This is a genomic window from Pseudarcicella hirudinis (assembly GCF_900115665.1).
In the GTDB taxonomy this organism is placed as follows: Bacteria; Bacteroidota; Bacteroidia; order Cytophagales; family Spirosomataceae; genus Pseudarcicella; species Pseudarcicella hirudinis.
Map to the genome: position 1 here is coordinate 155,167 of NZ_FOXH01000016.1, position 16,970 is coordinate 172,136.

15 protein-coding genes and 1 pseudogene are annotated in these 16,970 nt (G+C 37.6%); 7 read left to right on the forward strand and 9 right to left on the reverse strand.

What is annotated here, in order from left to right:
• Positions 1 to 33: 33 nt before the first annotated feature.
• Together BM179_RS21540 and BM179_RS21545 are read right to left on the reverse strand one after the other, a co-directional pair.
• Complete coding sequence (locus tag BM179_RS21540) at positions 34 to 741, reverse strand: LytR/AlgR family response regulator transcription factor (protein WP_092019240.1); 708 nt, start codon at positions 739 to 741, stop codon at positions 34 to 36.
• Positions 738 to 2,426 (reverse strand): histidine kinase, encoded by a 1,689-nt coding sequence (locus tag BM179_RS21545; protein WP_092019241.1) that lies wholly within the window; start codon positions 2,424 to 2,426, stop codon positions 738 to 740. Before BM179_RS21545 ends, BM179_RS21540 begins: the two co-directional genes overlap by 4 nt.
• A gap of 167 nt (positions 2,427 to 2,593) precedes the next feature.
• Between BM179_RS21545 and BM179_RS21550 the strand changes: the two genes are divergently transcribed.
• Together BM179_RS21550 and BM179_RS21555 are read left to right on the forward strand one after the other, a co-directional pair.
• Positions 2,594 to 3,991: a serine hydrolase domain-containing protein gene (locus tag BM179_RS21550; RefSeq protein ID WP_092019242.1), complete on the forward strand. Its 1,398-nt coding sequence runs from the start codon at positions 2,594 to 2,596 to the stop codon at positions 3,989 to 3,991.
• Between the two features lie 131 nt (positions 3,992 to 4,122).
• Positions 4,123 to 4,452: a hypothetical protein gene (locus BM179_RS21555; protein WP_092019243.1), complete on the forward strand. Its 330-nt coding sequence runs from the start codon at positions 4,123 to 4,125 to the stop codon at positions 4,450 to 4,452.
• Between the two features lie 108 nt (positions 4,453 to 4,560).
• Here BM179_RS21555 and BM179_RS21560 read toward each other — a convergent pair whose 3' ends face one another.
• The 7 genes and pseudogenes from BM179_RS21560 to BM179_RS25825 form a co-directional block, all read right to left on the reverse strand.
• A complete protein-coding gene (locus BM179_RS21560; RefSeq protein ID WP_092019244.1) occupies positions 4,561 to 5,604 on the reverse strand; it encodes a serine hydrolase domain-containing protein in 1,044 nt (347 codons plus the stop codon).
• Between the two features lie 53 nt (positions 5,605 to 5,657).
• Positions 5,658 to 6,638, reverse strand: coding sequence for a phosphotransferase (locus BM179_RS21565; RefSeq protein ID WP_092019245.1), 981 nt, complete (start codon positions 6,636 to 6,638; stop codon positions 5,658 to 5,660).
• Positions 6,639 to 6,791: 153 nt separating this feature from the next.
• Positions 6,792 to 8,903: a beta-galactosidase gene (locus BM179_RS21570; protein WP_218159268.1), complete on the reverse strand. Its 2,112-nt coding sequence runs from the start codon at positions 8,901 to 8,903 to the stop codon at positions 6,792 to 6,794.
• A 184-nt stretch (positions 8,904 to 9,087) separates the two neighbouring features.
• Positions 9,088 to 9,279, reverse strand: coding sequence for a hypothetical protein (locus BM179_RS21575; protein ID WP_092019246.1), 192 nt, complete (start codon positions 9,277 to 9,279; stop codon positions 9,088 to 9,090).
• Between the two features lie 85 nt (positions 9,280 to 9,364).
• Positions 9,365 to 9,931: a transposase gene (locus tag BM179_RS21580; protein WP_229633013.1), complete on the reverse strand. Its 567-nt coding sequence runs from the start codon at positions 9,929 to 9,931 to the stop codon at positions 9,365 to 9,367.
• 333 nt (positions 9,932 to 10,264) lie between these two features.
• Positions 10,265 to 11,176: an exonuclease domain-containing protein gene (locus BM179_RS21585; protein ID WP_092019248.1), complete on the reverse strand. Its 912-nt coding sequence runs from the start codon at positions 11,174 to 11,176 to the stop codon at positions 10,265 to 10,267.
• A gap of 11 nt (positions 11,177 to 11,187) precedes the next feature.
• Positions 11,188 to 11,286: pseudogene (locus BM179_RS25825) on the reverse strand (GNAT family N-acetyltransferase); the annotation flags it as partial.
• Positions 11,287 to 11,785: 499 nt separating this feature from the next.
• On the opposite strand from BM179_RS25825, the gene BM179_RS21590 reads away from it, so the two are divergent.
• The 5 genes from BM179_RS21590 to BM179_RS25625 form a co-directional block, all read left to right on the forward strand.
• On the forward strand, positions 11,786 to 12,664 hold the full coding sequence (locus tag BM179_RS21590; RefSeq protein WP_092019249.1) for an oxidoreductase: 879 nt from the start codon (positions 11,786 to 11,788) through the stop codon (positions 12,662 to 12,664).
• An 89-nt stretch (positions 12,665 to 12,753) separates the two neighbouring features.
• On the forward strand, positions 12,754 to 13,557 hold the full coding sequence (locus BM179_RS21595; protein ID WP_092019264.1) for an AraC family transcriptional regulator: 804 nt from the start codon (positions 12,754 to 12,756) through the stop codon (positions 13,555 to 13,557).
• A 48-nt stretch (positions 13,558 to 13,605) separates the two neighbouring features.
• Positions 13,606 to 14,244 (forward strand): 2'-5' RNA ligase family protein, encoded by a 639-nt coding sequence (locus BM179_RS21600; RefSeq protein ID WP_092019250.1) that lies wholly within the window; start codon positions 13,606 to 13,608, stop codon positions 14,242 to 14,244.
• Positions 14,245 to 14,310: 66 nt separating this feature from the next.
• Positions 14,311 to 16,083, forward strand: a complete 1,773-nt coding sequence (locus BM179_RS21605) for a hypothetical protein (protein WP_092019251.1) — start codon at positions 14,311 to 14,313, stop codon at positions 16,081 to 16,083.
• A gap of 684 nt (positions 16,084 to 16,767) precedes the next feature.
• Positions 16,768 to 16,970, forward strand: a 203-nt coding sequence (locus BM179_RS25625; protein ID WP_218159269.1) for a hypothetical protein, incomplete at its 3' end; no start/stop codon positions are given.

A 16,970-nucleotide genomic window follows, 5' to 3' on the forward strand; every position in this document is an offset into this window, starting at 1 on the left:
GCTTCGGGAATTGCGGGTTTTTTAAGTTAAATCTTATAACTCTTTAAATAGCTTCTCTTTCAGGAGTTTGTAACGTGTTCTGCCGATTGGCAAAAGTTCTCCGTTTTTCAGTAAAATCATATACTTGCTCCCCGACTGAACAATAATCTCTTGAATCTGAGCCATTTCTACCAGATAAGATTTATGTATTCTTCCAAACGAATCCGGAAGAAGTTGTTCCAGTTTCTCCAATGATTTATCATGCAGCTCTTTCCTGCCATTTTTCAAATGAAGCTCGGTATAGATCCCTGCTCCTTTTACATATAATAACTCATTGATGTCAATAAGCAGAATATTGCCATTCTTTTTAACCGCCAGAAACCTGAGCCCTTTTCCCTCTTGTTTTTCATGATTAGAAATCCGCTGAAAAGCCTGCGCCAGTCTGGCCTGGTCAAAAGGTTTGGGAATAAAATCCAGAACACCATATTCAAATGCCAGAATTGCTTTCTCCTTATAGGCTGAAATAATAATGGTATGAAATGATTCAGAAACAACTTTCCTCAGTACGTCAAAACCATCTTCTCCATTGAGGTTCAGATCAAGAAATAACAGGTCGATCGGATGAGTGAGGATAAAATCTATGCCTTCCTGTAAAGAATCCCTGATGGTGATATTACCGGCATTTCTTCTCAAAACGTCCCGGCTTATCCTTTCTATCCTTCCGGCAATTCTGGCCTCATCTTCAATAATCAGAATATTCATGATTTTTTATAAATTTTAATGGTCGTCTGCCAGCCGTTTTCCATACTTTCAGAATGCAGCTCCCAGTCAGAATCATAACTTTCTCTCAACCGGGCTTCCATATATCTGATACCGGTTCCAGCCTGTTTTTCAGAAGTTTTGGGTCGGTTTTGGGCAGTGGTTGTCAATTGATATTGCTTAAAATCTTTCGATTTTTCAAAAGAGAGTCTGAACCTGATTGATCCGTCAGCCAGGGCCTGACTATGGGTAACACCATTTTCAAGGGCTGTATGAATCAGACCGGGCGGGGTCATTTCTGAAGGATCAATGCCGGAATCTTCCCAGATATAATCAATCTCTTTTCTGAATTTCATCACGGCAAGATGGCTTTTACATAACTGGATCTCCTGCTCAACCGGAATGAGTTTTAAGGTCGAAATCTTGCTGAAAATTTCAAATTCACCGGCCAGTGCTTCAATAAATATGACTCCCTGTCGTGGGGACTCCTCCACCCAGTCGATCAATGAAGTAAGTGTATTCATAAGAAAATGTGGTTGAATACTCTTTTTCAATAACTCAGCTTCCAGTCTGGAAGAAAGCATCTGAGAGGAATGATAAGCATTTTCAATTTCTTTAATCCTGAGACTAAGCAAATAAAGCATGCAGAAAATAATAATCGTAAAGCTGATAAATAAGCTGTAGTCGTAATAAATTAAAACCGCCAGTACACCACTCAACAGGATTCCGCAAAAAACAACAGTACTCCCTTTTTTCTTCTGCACAACCGCATAACTTACAACAATAAATGAGGCGATCCACATTGTTAAACTCATTAAATGGGCCGTGAGATCATATCGTTTGAAATACCAGCCATAAATTCCCGCCAGAATGAAAAAAAGCATCCAAAGGTAAAATCTCTTTGTCGGAAATGAGAATTGCATGGTAAAAAAATGCGGGATCAGGAAGGACAGGATAAAAGTAAATATGCCTATCAGCTCAAGTCTGATGGTTTGAAAATAATAAGGATAAAGCAGGTAACGACCGGAGTATTCCAGCATAATCAGTCCGAAAAACAAAAAGCAGATAATACTGAAGCTCAGAAAAGAATATTCTTTCCGTTTATTCAGGAAAAGAAAGAGGTAATACAACGCTCCGACAAAATACGCTCCTCCCAACAGATGCATCCAAAGTGTAGAAATAAGGGCATTTCTGGCAAGGCTGAAATAATCTGCGACGATTACATTATAAAAACTGTAATTATTTAAGGCATAAAAATTAGAAACCCGTAAGGCAATTATATGGTTTCCCTGAGTTGCCAGAGAATCCGGAATTAAAAAATAGCTTCTGTGTTTTCCGGGAATTTCCTCTGTTTTCGATTTCCCTATTTTCCCGTTTTCTCCTACCTTGACACCATCCCAAAAAGCATCAAAAGAACCTAATGAAATCGCTTCCATTCCTAATGCCTTATAAGGACGCAGAGCAGAATCTACTTTTATATGAAATCTTAACCAAAGTACCGTTTTCCCATTGATCCCATTTGCAGAGAGCCAGTGGTGGTCATCAAAGTCCTTTGCTGCCCAGGCCGGATTATCTCCGGTCTTCAGCTTTGCTCCTTCCGTTTTTTGAAAATTATCAAGTTTACAGGAAGCAGCAATAAAGGTCATGCAGAGATACAAAACAGTCCTGAATCCTTTTGTTGTAAACATTTTAAAGCTGATCAAAATTTATGTTCGAAAGATAAGGCTTATTGTAAAAAGAAAAGTGCAATTCGAAAGTAATTGGAGCAGTTGACAAGTCATGGCTCATAAAATCCTGAATTCCAGGTTAAAATTGTATCGGCTAATAAATATCAATCATTTCAAAACATCAGTTTATGTGTAAAATTCCTTTCATATTCCTCATTCTTTTTTTCTCAATTGTTTCAGGAAATAACCTCCTGGCGCAACTCAGTCCTACAAAAGTGAAACAGCTTGATTCTCTTTTAGAGGCAGCGCATCAGATTGGCGTTTTTAATGGAAACGCCCTGGTTTCAGAACATGGAAAAATCGTTTATCATGCCGAAACTGGATATGCAAATGGCAGCAAAACAGTTAAATTAAGCCCGGATCATTGTTTTGATATCGGTTCTATTTCCAAAGAATTCAATTCTGTCGGGATTATGCTTTTACAGGAAAAAGGAAAGTTAAAACTTAGTGATAAACTGTCGAAATATTTCCCGGAACTGCCAGCCTGGGCTGAAAAAATCCAGCTGAAACATTTGCTGCAATATACCAGCGGTCTACCCAATAGTAAAGCTCTGTCTGATACAGCTATTCTGAAAGAAATAAGTCTGCTGAAAAACCTGCAATTCGAACCGGGTACGGCGTTTGATTACAATATCAGCAATGTTTATCTGCAAAGGGCAATTATTCAGAAAATTACGGGTATTTCTTACAGCCGGTTTGTAGAAACTTTCCTGCTGAAACCCTGCAAAATGGATCAGTCTTATGTAGATAAACCGGGTATTAATACCATCACAGCTATTCCGTTTGACAATAATTTCAGGGAAACAATCTATCAGCAAAATATGACCGGCTGGGTACGATTGCCTGCGGAAGATTTGTTCAGGTGGGCTCAATGTCTTAATTCTTACAAAATTATCAGCGAAAATTCTTTCAAAGAACTTTCCGAAGGCTTTCCCAATAGCGAAACCAGTCTTGGCGGAACAAAATACGAAAACGGTAAACTGATCTGGCATCAGCATCATGGTTCGAACTACAATTATGAAGCCCTGATGTACAGTAATCTGCAAAAAGATATCACTATTATTCTTATGACGAACAATCAAAATTTCAAGGTACATGCCCTCAAAGATGCCATACTTGCCATACTTGAAGGCCAGCCTTATAAAGTTCCGAAGAAATCCATTTATCTTGATATCAGGGAAAAGGTCTTAAACAATTTTGAACAGGGAATTGCTTTTTTGAACCAGATAAAGGCCTCTGAGCAGAACAAATATGATTTCTCAGGTGAAAAATACGATCTGGTCAGTACCGGCAAATACTTAATGAGACGCGAACACTTTGACGACGCAATTAAGATGTTTCACCTTGCTACATTGGCGAATCCCAATAAGGAAGATTTTTCATATGCGTACGAGCTTATTGCAGAATCTTATTACAAAAAAGGCAGTAAGGAGTTAGCCATTATTTACTATAAAAAGGCTGTAGAAGTGTATTCAGAGAATAAAAATGCCGCGGGAATGCTTCTTGAAATAGCAAAGGGGAAATAAAACCTCAGCGATGACTCGCTCTGCTTCAGGAAGTTTTTATAAATTCATGGGATTATGCCACAATATTCAGGTTATATAAGAGTTAAATCTGAGGTCATATATTACAAACAGGCATTACAAAGATCATTTTCATGAATAAGACTTTTTTATACCTTTTTACATTTTCAACACTCATTACTTCTGTAAACTGTGCTCAAAAGAATACGGCACAGACATCTGCTTCTCAGGCAAAGAATGACTTTATTACAGGTCAGGTAGCGGAGATTCAGCGGGGGAAAGATGGTTTTACTGCCAAAATCATTACATCAAAGCACAAAGTATATTTTGCTACGATCAGCCGGGCTAACCTTACTGACCCATCGCAATACCGCTCTGTCAATACCGGAGAATCGATACAGGTAAAAGGAGATCTCTGGAAAATGGGAAAGGAATCTCATATTACAGTAAGACAGCTAAAGTAGCTGTCCTTTAACCCACTGAACAACAGATATACCCATAAAGCTTAAAACTCCCTGAAACATCTTTGATTTCAGGGAGTTTTTTCAGCGATTTATACCAAACCAAAAGTGCTATCTTTTCAGGTTTTCTTTTACAATTTTCCGGATTTGGTCATGGAAGAAAAAGGTACGTATGACGTTATCAAAATTCCAGGCAATATTTTCAAGGATGACAATACTTGTTTCTGTTTCAGGAAAATACAAATTGGAAGAGATAAAACCAATCAAAGCGCCGCTATGGCTTAGCTCTAAAATGTCATCCTGCTTATCAATCTGAAGTCCGTAACCATAATCAATATTTCCCCATCTGGCATGTTCTCTGGAAGAAGATGCAGTAGCCATCAATTTATAGGTATTCGTTTTTAGTAATTTCCCGTGGTGAAGTGCTTCATTCCATTTAATCAAATCATTTTTAGTAGAAATAATGCCTCCGCCCGGCGTTGCAAATCCCAGTTCCTCCGGTTTAACCTTTTCCAATGCCAAAGTACCGTCATTTTCTTCCGAATAACATGAAACCAATTTTCCAGACTTATATGCAACAGGAATGGTTGAATTGGTCATATCACATTTCTCAAAGAGTGTTTTCATCAGCTCCTGATAAGTTTTGCCACTCAGTTTCTCTGCGATTTGCGCTAAAAGCTGGTAACAAAGCAAGGGGGAATATGAAAACTTTGTACCCGGTTTAAAGGACAAAGGTTTATCCAAAGCCACAATTCCGGAAGTATGATTAAGCAAATGATGAACCGTTACAGAATCGGCCCAGCTTTCCTTTAAATCAGGCAGGTATTTTCGGATAGGATCTTTTAAAGACAAATGCCCTTTATCAAGTTCCTGAAGCACTAAAACGGCTGTAAACTGCTTGCTTAGCGACCCAAGAATAAACTGACTTTCTTCGGTAAAAGAGGTTTTCTGAGCAAAGTCAGAATAACCATAGTTTTGGGAGTATATTATTTTCCCGGATTGAGCGATGGCAATAACACCGTTAAATTTCCTCGGAACGTTCAGTTTGATCAGAGAATCAACCCGGGTCTTCAAAGGAATCGATTGTGCAAAAGCAGAAAAAATACTTAAAAAACAGAAAAAGGTAAAAAGAGAAGCCGGGCGAATCAGGTTCATTTATCGGTTATATTGAGAATTAATTGGTTGACAGCGTTAAGATTAAGTATTATTTATTGATTGCTTTCAAAGTATTTTTTAATCAGCAGATTGATATATCGTTTCAGATAAACCTCATTCAGGAAGGTATTTGACCAGTTTTCATATCGCTCACACTGAATACCAATGTAAAACAGGTAAAGCGCCACTCCTAACATTGGCAAAAGACGCTTTTCTTCGCCGGAAATCGCTGTAACAGATTCATAACCTCTTAAAAAGCTTTCTTTTCTGAGATTACATTCATTCTCGTCCTTTTCCGTACTATGAATCTGCAATACATAGTAAGCAATGTCTAAACAAAGCCAGCCATTTCCACAGAAATCAAAATCGAAAATTGTAACCTCATTATCTGAACTGATGTTAAGATTGTCAAACCAGATGTCAAGGTGCACGACTCCCTTTCTGATTTCAGATAAATCTACGCTGAGTAATTCCTGTTTGAGGTATTGCTGGGTAGATTTCATAAAAGCCATCTCCTTAGATTCTTCCGGAAGAAATCCGGCAAGATTGACAAGAGAATCTTCAACCAGTCTTTCGGGCGTATATTCAACACGCTCCAATTTTAAATCAAGAGTCTGCTTATGAATATTTGCCATAATTTCTCCGATTTTAAAATGGATTTCCGGAGAAAAACTGAGCATTTTCCCACCATTTGCATATGAAAAAAGAACGGCCAGTCTTTTACCTTCAATCGCTTCAAATGTCTGAATAAAATTATCATTGACATCAGCAATTGCATAAGAAACCGGAATTCTATTCGTTTGAAGCAGGGTTAAAAGTCTTATTTCCTCAGAAATTTCTTTTTCCGTTCTCCAATTGAAGCTATAAATCCTGAAAATAAATTTATCAGAACCATCTTTGATCAGATAAGTATGATTTATTCCGGCTTTGATCAGTTTACAGGAAACGTCTGTACTAAAAGCATATTTCTCCTGTAAAAATGCATTAAGATGAATTGAAGAAAGGATAGAACTTGCTGCGGGGAAAAAGGCCATGACCGGATTAATATTTAGCTGTTTTTAGTACTGTAAAATTAGCTGAAAAAGAAGGTTTTTTCATACAAATATGTTTTCAAATTCCGGCCTGAAATCACGAACCGGAAGTATTATTTCCGAAAAATAAAACCTGTTTGAAAACCTCAAAATATACTATTCTTCCACAATCTTCATTCCCCAGGGTTCCAAGGTAATCCGGGCATTTTTATCGATGCGAGTATTAGAAAGTAAGTCTGTTCCTCCGTTATATGGATAAGTAAAGTTACCCGGTGAAGAAGAATAGTTGAAGTAATAATGAATCTTTTTTCCGTATTGATTTACACCGGATTTGGTAATAACCGGAAAAGCAATTTCTTGATTCGGACCCCATAATCCTGCATTTTTCACCGTTTCCTGTATAATCTTTTCGGTAAGACTGTTACTGGTCATACAGCCGATATAAGTGGCTGTTCCTTTACCATATTTATTTTCCGTAATAGCAGCATATTTTCCCCAAACCGGATGGTCATAAGATGCAAGCACTTTAGCTGTAGTTGGTGTAACAAGTTCCATCCAGTTTTTTACCTGATTCTTTTCTTTTCCTACCTTGTAAGGATCGCCCTTCAGGCTTACATTGTCCGGAATCGTAAACTGACTATATGAAATGCCACAGGCTTCATTAATAATTCCGGGCTGCACCGCAGGTCTTACTTTTACATTTTCATCAGAAAAACCACTTTTAAAAGTATAGACCACATTTCCTCCGTTTTTTACAAATCGATTCAGACGATTCAATAAGCTGTCAGGAGCGGCATATAAGGCCGGCACAATTATTAGCTTATATTTCTCAATATCTGTACTCGTTGGATCAATAAAATCAACATCGAGGTTACTACGATATAAAGCATCATAAAAGGGACGCAAAATGTCATTATAATTTTCTTTCGCTCCCCAGCCAAAACTAAAGGCGTTAAAGGCTGTCAACGCTTCATTGCTGAATAAAATAGCAACATCGCTTTTCTTTTTCAGGTTAATGAGATGGTCTCCGATTCTTTCAAAATCTTTACCGATGGTTTTTGCTTCGTTGTAAGTAGGATTGGGTTCAAAATCATGACTTAATAACCCTTTCCAATACGTTTCTGCTGAATTATGGATTGAATGCCAATGCCAGTATTCCAGCATATTCGCTCCCGAAGCCAGATGGCTGAAAGCTTGCAGACGAAGCTGATTCGGGTATGGAAGCCATTGAGGAAAACCCTGCGCTTCTGTTTCAATTACCAGATAGTTTTTACCGTTTTTCATAGAACGGGCCATATCTCCTCCAAAAGAAATCTCAAGGCCGGTCAGATTATCCTGAGAAGGATGGTAAATATCAACTCCGGCAATATCAAGAGCTTTGGCAGCAGCAAAATGATCTACATCCGGTTGGATTCCATAGGAATAGCCTCTCCATTCAAAATCAAAGTTCTGGGTTACAAATTGCTCCGGACGTTTATACTCTTTTACAATAGCAGCTTGCCAGGCAAGGTAATCTGTAACTTCTTTTCGTTGAAACTTAGAAAATTCAGCAGCAAGACTTGCATTAATTGTCCCTAAAGTTGAGGGAAAATCTTCCCAGCTATTAATCCGGTTACTCCAGTAATCTAATCCGAATGCTTTGTTTATTTTGTCGAGTGACTGAAACTTTCCTCTCATGTATTGCACAAAAAGTTTCTGTACCTCCGGCCCTGCTGTATTATAGTGTTTGGTCTCATTGTCAACCTGATATCCTATGATAGCCGGATGGTCTTTTACATGTTCCATGATTTTACGGATAACCCTTTCCGCATGAAAACGAAAATGAGTATTGGTAATATCCATATTCTGACGAACACCATATCTGTTTTGTCCATGTGAAGTAAAAGCTAATACGTCCGGATATTTTCTTACCAGCCAGGTAGGAACAGCATAAGTGGGCGTGCCAATAATGACTTTTATTCCTCCTTTATGCATGGCATTCAGCACCCTGTCGATATGGGAAAAATCAAAAACATTATCCTGAGGTTCTACGGTACTCCAGGTAGATTCTGCAATTCTTACTACATTGATTCCTGCTTCCTTCATCATGACAACATCTTTTTCCAGTCGCTCGGAAGGCATGTATTCATCATAGTAAGCTACGCCAAAAAGTAATTTCTCCTTAGCCGTATTCTGAGCCGATAAACGATTGAATGGAAATGCAAATAAGGTAATGGTAAATAAGGCTATAACCCGAATATTGAAAGGAGTCAGGAATGATATTTTCATGAGTAAATTGTTTAGGATCAGGTAAATTTACAACATAAATTTCAAAGATTTCCATACTGTGTCTAAAACACACAAACTACTTTTCAATGTCCTGAAACCGTTGAAACCGTGGTTTGTGGCACACAAACCACCCTCTGCTTTTATACTCTTTGGGTCACAGAGCATGGGGAGGGGGCTATAATTACTATTTTCCCAATAAGTATTTTTTAACAGCATTGGCAACATGAATAGGATTACCACCACGTTCTGGATTCCAAGTAGCGGCATGATCTACACCATGAATTTCAACCCATGTAGAGTTAGGGAGAATAATTTTTAATTGCTGTAAAGCATTTTTGAGATACTGAGGGCTTTCAAAAACCGTGGTTTGTGGCACACAAACCACAATTCTCAATACAGCATCCTTTCATTTTGGCTTCTATGCTCTGTGTGCCACAGAGCATAGGGAGATAATACGTTGTTTAAAATTGTTCCATATAATGTGTTAATATCCCAAAATCATCAATTCCTGTCTCATAATATTTTGCAGAAGACCAAACATATTTCTCAGGACTTTCTGCTAAATTCCATCTCTCTTGCAATGGATTGGTGTGAATATAATCAATCTTCTGTTCCACCTTAAATTTGGTATCCATCAAAATTGCCAAGGCATCACGCTGCCATACTCTATATTCCCGTTCCGTTTCCTGAACCTTGAAATGTTTCAGAACATTAACATGATTGGATTTCAAATCCTTTACAATTTCATGAGCTGTTTTCTTACTGAATGAAGCATGAGGCATCTCTCTGCCATTTTTTGAACACAATTCCCAAATAAGATGAATATGATTTGGCATAATAACAAAAGCATAAACCTTAATTAATTGTTTTTCGACAAGCTCTTTTAAACAGTCAACAACTAATTTTTTATACTTTTCCTGATTCAATAACTTTTTCCAATCTTTTATGGTTGAAGTCCAAAAGTATACTTCATTTAAGCTCATTCTTGAGTTACGAATAGCCTTTCTAAATTGATTTGAAGATTTCATTATATTATTTTTTAGTGTAGAATGATTTTTATGTCATCTTTAAATTTATGTAATTCCTTATTTATTTCAAAAAGCCGTAGTTTGTGGCATACAAACCACAATTCTCAATGTAGTAACAATTTCATTTTAACTCTTATGCTCTCCGAGATTTTATGCTCTGTGTGCCACAGAGCATGGGGAGGATTTCCATACTGTGTCTAAAACACACAAACTACTTTTCAATGTCCTGAAACCGTTGAAACCGTGGTTTGTGACACACAAACCACAATTCTCAATACAGGATCCTTTCATTTTGGCTTCTATGCTCTGTGTGCCACAGAGCATGGGGAATTATCACAGCATTCTTAAGAAATCCTCCTCAGACAGGATTTCAATATTTGCTCCTTTTTGTAAAAACTCCTGTGTTCTTTTATGTTTACTGCTTAAACTTATTCCATTATCTCTTTTATAATCTTTCCTTCCAATGACGAGGTAATTTGTACGAATGGTAATTATATCATCAATTATACCACCTATGTCTGCTATCTTTTTCTGAGCTTCCGATCGGGTCATTGATTGTAAGGTTCCGGTAAATACAACCTGTTTTTGAAAGAATATGTGTTCCGGATTACGTTTGAGTACATCCCCGACTATGGGATTTCTGGGTTTTATCTTTGATTTTGGCCTTATTTCGGAAGAATCATAACCATTTGCATCCAGTTTGCCTACCTTGACAGATATCATTTTCACCAGTTCATCAAAACTCTCAAGTCTCAGTTTTTCAAAGGCTTTGATTAATATTCTTGCGCAGGCCTCTGCATCGTCTCCGGCTTTATGATGACGAAACGTAATATTATGATAAGATGACACGGTTTTTAAATCATACTTTACCAGACCTGGCCAAACCCTTCTGGCAACTTTATGCGAACACAAAAATTTCAAATGCGGATACGGCAGTCCGTATGCATCCAGCGTACTTTTTAAAACACTTATGTCGAAACCAACATTATGAGCTACCACATAATTATTTTCCAGGTAAGGTCTTACTTCTTCCCAGATCACATCAAATTCGGGCTTATCCCATACCTGATATTCATCAATGCCATGAATCATTACATTGAACGGGTTAAAGTACATTTTCTTAGGTTTGATCAACCAGGATTTCTGCTCTTTTACAATGCCGTTCTCCACGATCGCAATTCCTATCTCGCAAGCGCTGTCTTTGTATTCATTGGCGGTTTCAAAATCAAATGCTACAAAATTCATATCACAAAAAATTAAAAAATCTGGTACAACAATAAAACCGTTTTTATCCGGATCCAGTATGCGGCCTTTCTCAAAAGCCGGCTGCCAATTCCTCTCCCTTTAAAATCCGGATTTACCTATAAATTATCAACCAAACTCCTCATTTTCATCGCCATACACGCAAATAAACCCGGTTATTCTCCCCTTTCCTCCGTAACAACAATATATTAATTTCCGGATGCTTTTTTCAGTCAGTTTTGCCAGAGTTCAATCCTGTTCTCAAAAACATTATTTCCCAGAAATTGATCTGAAAACATATCTACCGCTCAGCCAGAATAAGAAACTCCAAAAATACATCTTTGTGTCTGAAAACCCCGGATCAATAAAATAGTCCAGAAAATAAGCTGAAGGAATTTGCATAATCAACAGAGAAACAGCATAAATATACTCAGAGACTGAATCTTAAAACCCTCAGATTTTATATATCCAACGTTGAATAACTCCGGTTTTTCACAAAACAGGAAGAAAACAGGAGTTACATGAGCTTCTGAACAAAATACTTTGAGCTTTTTAACAAAACAGGAAGGCTTCAATCAGACCTAATTTTGTATCAAATAAAAATCAGAAATCATGAGAAAAGTTTGGTTTATTACAGGTAGTTCCAGAGGATTAGGAAGAAGCCTGACAGAAGCAGTTTTAGCAAAAGGAGATCAGGTTGTTGCAACCGCCAGAAATCCTGAACAATTAAAAGACCTTACAGAAAAATACCCTGAGCAAATCTATGCTGTAAAGCTGGATGTTACCTTACGGGAAGAAATTTATCAGGTCGTTGAAAAAGCCATTACCCGTTTCGGTAAAATTGATGTATTGGTCAATAATGCAGGTTTTGGTATTATTGGCGCAGCAGAGGCTTTCACTTATCAGCAGGTGCGAAGTCAGCTGGAAACAAATTTATATGCGCCCATAGAAATAACACGTGCCATACTGCCATATATGCGGGCACAACGTTCAGGAAGAATTCTGCAAATCAGTTCAGTGGGAGGACGAGTAGGAAATGCCGGATTAACAATATACCAGGCATCAAAGTTTGGATTAAGCGGCTTTAGTGAAGCATTATCAAAAGAAGTGGCACCGCTTGGCATACTTGTAACCAGCGTGGAACCGGGTGGTTTCCGTACCGATTGGGCAGGAGATTCCATGTCTTATGCTGAATCGCCTGAGGGTTATGAAACCACGGTTGACAAACGTGTCGATTTCTTCAAAGAAGGTGGCTTTGTTCCGATGGGAGATCCTGAAAAAGCCGCAAAAGTAATGGTTGAACTAGTTGAACATCCTGAACCTCCAATACATCTTGTTTTGGGAAGTGAGGCAATCGGTTTACTAAAACATGCTGATGCAGAAAGAAGCGCAGAACTTGAAAAATGGATAAAAACCAGCATTTCTACAGATCATGATGAAGCCCGTGATTTTCTGGAAACCGAAATGGGTAAATCATTCACAAACAAGTAAGCTTGGATAATCAGTTATTATCAGACCATGAAACCGTATTGCTGTATAAAATCGTTACAGTAATACGGTTTGCTTTATTAAATTTGGTTATGGAGAAACAAGAACAAACTCGACCCGATATACTTTATTCCTGTTACCAGCATAAAAACGGGGAAGGAGAATCTTTTAACGCCAATCATATATTCAGTTATATATATTCGGGAAATTCTGAGGTATCTGTTGGCGGAAAAACTTATTTTTCCAGGGAAGGTGATTTCAGATTTTTCAGAAAAAATCAATTGGCGAGGTATATAAAATTTCCTCCTCCGGGCGGAGCCTACAAATCTATCTCCATTTCTATGGATCAGGAAACTTTAAGGAGCATTCAGGAGGAAAATAATCTGGAAATAAGCCAGCCTTATAACGGAGAAGGGGTATTATCTTTAAAACCGAATAATCTTTTTAAAAATTATATTGAATCGTTAACACCTTATTTAAATGGCGAAAATGATATCAGCAAGGCCCTGACTACCCTAAAAGTTAAAGAAGCAATTATGATTTTACTGGAATCCAATCCCTCTTTAAAGAATATTCTCTTTGATTTCAGTGAACCGGGAAAGATAGATCTGGAGGCTTATATGAATACGCATTACAAATTTAACGTTGATCTCAGTCGTTTTGCGTACCTTACAGGCAGAAGTCTGGCAACCTTTAAAAGGGATTTTGAGAAGATTTACCATGATTCACCCAATCGCTGGTTACAACGGAAAAGGTTAAATGATGCTTATTATCTGATTAAGGAAAAAGGCTGGCGATCTTCTGATGTTTACCTCGAAGTAGGGTTTAAAGATTTTTCTCATTTTTCCTTCGCTTTTAAAAAGGCTTACGGCATTGCGCCTTCAAGGTTAAACTGAATCATTGAACGGATATTTTAATCTCTGAAAATCATAAATCTTATCGGTATGAACACCAATTTCCTGCAAAATTCAGAAGATTTGAAATATGAGTATTTATTGATTTTATCACCGGAAAAGCAATCACAGCTTTCTTCAGAAATCATGAGGATCAAAGCGCATTTCAGTGACATGTATGGTTGTGAAAAAGCAAAACATCTGTATCCTCATATTACGCTGAGCAATTTTAAGCAGCATATAGGAATGGAAAAGAAGATTATCCGGGGTTTCGACAGAATTTCAGCCGAAGTATCTCCTTTTCAGGTCAATCTCAATGGTTTTGGCGGTTTTCCCTTCAAAACCATTTATCTGAAAGTCGAACCCGCTGCTACAGTCCCGATTATAAAAATTGTTAAAAACATTCGGGCCAGATTTGGCAGTCTGCTCGGGAAAAGTAAGTTTTATTCTCTCACACCTCATTTAACCATTGCAAGAGGAATGAGGCTTGGTCAATATACCCAGGCGTATAATGACTGGGAACACAAACCCTTCAGCGGTGATTTTTATGCTTCGGAAATGAAGTTACTCAGAAGACATCCTGAAGAAAAATATGAACTTATCAAAAGCTTTCCGTTCTCAGGCATTCATTACAAGGAATATATCCAGGGTTCGCTTTTCCAGATTTCCCCGGTTAATTTCTATGAGTAAAATCAGGTAGTCCTGACCTTTTTACAAAGGGAAGTGTATCGCGATTCATTAATTACTCAAAGAAATATGGAAAATATATCAAGAAAATCATTCTTAAATCAGTTTTTAGGACTTAGTGCCTTTGCCGTTCTTTCTCCTTATATCAGCAAGGCTCAATGTGAAAAAATCACGGAAGAAGACTTTTATCAAAAAACAGTTCAGGCTAATAGTAAAGAAGTAGCAAAAATTCTCCAGGTTCTGGCCTCAGATATTATCGATATCCGAAGAAGGTTAGGATATGATCTGGCAAATTTATCCGCTGCTTTTTGTGAACCGACTTCTCCTTACTATCAAAAAGAAGAGTTGGTACCATTTCTAAATAAAATCATTCGTTTTTTGTTAAAAGCCCAAAAAGAAGATGGCACTCTTGATTTAGGCAATTTGGCTTCTCCACCTGATACTGCTTTCATTCTGGAGCCGCTTTGTGTTGCAGCTACTATTTTAAAGAAAAATAATACGGCATCTCTCAATGAAGTAAAAAGCTCTCTGAAAGTATTTATTCTGAAAGCTGGCGAAGCCCTGAGAACAGGCGGCATACATACACCCAATCATCGCTGGGTAGTTTCTGCGGCTTTATCCCAGATAAATGCGTTATTTCCAAATCCGGCCTATGTCAGCCGGATCGACGAATGGCTTTCAGAAGGTATTTATAATGATAGTGAAGGACATTATCTGGAAAGAAGCATGATTTATTCAGAAGTGATAGACCGATGCCTTATTACCATGTCCCGTTTGCTGAAAAGACCTAAATTGTTGGAACCGGTACGTAAAAATCTTAATCTGACCTATTTTTACATGGAACCTAACGGAGATTTAGTGACCAATGACTCAAGAAGACAAGATCAGTACTTACCGATCAATATTCTGAATTATTATCATGATTACCGTTATCTGGCCATTAAAGATAACAATGCGGAATTTTCGGCCATTACCAGATTTATTGAAGGAATAAAAGGTTTCGAGGAAAAGATAAGTGTTGATTTATTGCCTTTTCTTCTGGATGAACCTTTCTATCTGAAACCACTTCCGGCTCCTCAAAATCCTTCTGTTAATTTTGAGAAATTCTTTAAGACGACCAATCTCGTAAGAATCAGAAGAAATGATACCACTACTACTCTGTTTGGTGGAAATGACTTTCCGATAACTATTGCTTCCGGAAGATCAACTAATCCGAATTTCTTTGCTTTCAGAAAAGGAGAAGCCATTCTGAAATACATGAGATTTTCAACGGATTTCTTTAACACAGGCTATTTCAGGAGTCATGGAATTACGCATGAAAATGGCAAATATATTTTGCATCAGAAAATTGAAGCTCCTTACTATCAGCCATTACCCAAACAATTTAAGAGAGCCGACGGTGATTACAAACACTCATCAAGCACCGACGGAAGATTCTGGAACAAAATGGATTTTGCACATCGCCCGCAAAGCAATATTAAAACACTGGAAACAACGATTACTTCAGAAGAAAAAAATGGTACAAATGAGTTATTCTTTCAGACAAAAGGAGCTGAAGGAGTGCGTGTAACCATCGAGCTTTGTTTCAAAGAAGGCGGACTGTTGAGCGGATTAAAGAAGATAGAAGGTGCTTCAAACGATTATTTACTGGAAAACGGAACTGGTGAGTATAGTTATGGAAAAGACAGTATAAAATTCGGGGAAGGTATTTCCAAGCATGCTAAGATTACCGGACTTGAAGGCGAAATGTACTCTTCACACTTTGGCAGCCTTAAAACAGAGGGTATGCGGGTCTTTTTAACCGGAATTACGCCTTTTGAACATCGCTTTGTTATTGGATAGAAGATTTAGTACAACATTGAAATCTGTCCGTAGAGTTCAGCAGAGCTCTACGGAATATTAAATGAACAAGTTGCATATAACATATGGATTCGAAATAAACGATATCCTGGCTCCCCGCCCTCGTTTAAGTCTTTTCAAACGAGCATATTCTCAGGCAGGTGTGTCTCAGAACAGATGGAAGAATCTAAGAGTCAAAAATCCGAAAATCGCAAAAAAATATTTCTATTGAATAGAAATAAGGGAAAAGTTCCACAAAATTTTAGTCTATTCGCAAGGGGAAAAGGCAAAAGAGGAAATGATGAAATGTGGGGAAAACGATTTTGGAAATGACACTTTACAACAAAAAAGCCAAATCTCATGAAGAAATGGCTTTAGCTATTTAACTAATAAAATTGGGTCAACGGAACGGCATTGACCAATTCTATAACCAAATAAATTGGAATGAGCTAATAAGACGCAGCCTTCTTTTAAAGTCACTTCAAAAACTGCATTGGTCATTAATTTTCAACCCTTAAAATATCAATCTCTTAACATTTGTCAAAAAACCGTCATTTTACTCCAAAAAATGTAACTAAACCAGCCTCAAATTTGCCTGTTTTAATATTTAAGCAGAAATTCACTTTTGATAAGGACTTTATCCTTCAACACACCACTGTTTGATTTATTAATTCTTAATAAACAATAATGATGTTGAAGTATTACCGATCAGTTCTCTCACCGATCAAAGTCTTTCTGATTCTACTTCTAATTATTTCTCCTTTCGGGGAAAGGGTGCTTTTAGCCCAGAGTAATTTCCCTGTCAGTTGCAGCCCCTATTTGTTGCCTCAGTATAGCCTCAACTGGAGTGCTTTAACTTCTTCCAATAATTTCCTGAAAGTTACCCTGGT

Coding starts and splice junctions, on each gene's coding strand:
- BM179_RS21550 (WP_092019242.1), top strand. CDS start 2,594: ATGTGTAAAATTCCTTTCATATTCCTCATTCTTTTTTTCTCAATTGTT.
- BM179_RS21560 (WP_092019244.1), bottom strand. CDS start 5,604: ATGAACCTGATTCGCCCGGCTTCTCTTTTTACCTTTTTCTGTTTTTTA.
- BM179_RS21545 (WP_092019241.1), bottom strand. CDS start 2,426: ATGTTTACAACAAAAGGATTCAGGACTGTTTTGTATCTCTGCATGACC.
- BM179_RS21565 (WP_092019245.1), bottom strand. CDS start 6,638: ATGGCCTTTTTCCCCGCAGCAAGTTCTATCCTTTCTTCAATTCATCTT.
- BM179_RS21600 (WP_092019250.1), top strand. CDS start 13,606: ATGAACACCAATTTCCTGCAAAATTCAGAAGATTTGAAATATGAGTAT.
- BM179_RS21585 (WP_092019248.1), bottom strand. CDS start 11,176: ATGAATTTTGTAGCATTTGATTTTGAAACCGCCAATGAATACAAAGAC.
- BM179_RS21605 (WP_092019251.1), top strand. CDS start 14,311: ATGGAAAATATATCAAGAAAATCATTCTTAAATCAGTTTTTAGGACTT.
- BM179_RS21570 (WP_218159268.1), bottom strand. CDS start 8,903: ATGAAAATATCATTCCTGACTCCTTTCAATATTCGGGTTATAGCCTTA.
- BM179_RS21590 (WP_092019249.1), top strand. CDS start 11,786: ATGAGAAAAGTTTGGTTTATTACAGGTAGTTCCAGAGGATTAGGAAGA.
- BM179_RS21595 (WP_092019264.1), top strand. CDS start 12,754: ATGGAGAAACAAGAACAAACTCGACCCGATATACTTTATTCCTGTTAC.
- BM179_RS21580 (WP_229633013.1), bottom strand. CDS start 9,931: ATGAAATCTTCAAATCAATTTAGAAAGGCTATTCGTAACTCAAGAATG.
- BM179_RS21540 (WP_092019240.1), bottom strand. CDS start 741: ATGAATATTCTGATTATTGAAGATGAGGCCAGAATTGCCGGAAGGATA.
- BM179_RS21555 (WP_092019243.1), top strand. CDS start 4,123: ATGAATAAGACTTTTTTATACCTTTTTACATTTTCAACACTCATTACT.